Consider the following 594-nt stretch of genomic DNA (forward strand, 5'->3'; position numbering starts at 1 on the left):
GCGTCAGCATCGGCGTCAGCATCGGCATCGGCGTCAGCGTCGGCATCCGCATCCGCATCGGCGTCAGCATCGGCATCCGCGTCAGCATCGGCGTCAGCGTCAGCATCGGCGTCAGCATCGGCGTCCGATTCAACTGGATCTGTTGGATTATTAGGTACATCGTTTAATGGTAATACTTTTGTTGTTGTTGATGCACTTTTTTGTCCATCCTCATCAATTTGATAAAACTCAATAATTGTTCCTGCCGGTAATGTTTCAGTTAATTGGATCGTAAAGATACCATTGTTATCAACAATAATAGTCCGTAAGAAGCTATTACCTGTTACTTTGCTTGATCCAATTATTTGACCATTTACAAGAGCATATACAGTAGACCCAATTAAGCCTTTACCATGGAGAGTTAATTCATTTTCATAAATTGGTGATGATATTGGTGCATCTGGGAAAATTGCATCGCTGTCTCCATCGGCGTCGGCATCCGCATCGGCATCAGCATCTGCATCCGCATCAGCATCAGCGTCAGCATCGGCATCGGCGTCAGCATCGGCATCCGCATCCGCATCGGCGTCAGCATCAGCGTCAGCATCGGCATCA

The 594-nt window shown here is 47.6% G+C and carries 1 protein-coding gene; it reads right to left on the bottom strand.

Annotation, left to right across the window (positions count from 1 at the left end; genetic code table 11):
* On the bottom strand, positions 1–594 hold a 594-nt coding region (locus tag BCAMP_RS13995; protein ID WP_035315682.1), incomplete at both ends, for an Ig-like domain-containing protein.

This window comes from Brochothrix campestris FSL F6-1037 (assembly GCF_000525915.1).
GTDB lineage: Bacteria > Bacillota > Bacilli > Lactobacillales > Listeriaceae > Brochothrix > Brochothrix campestris.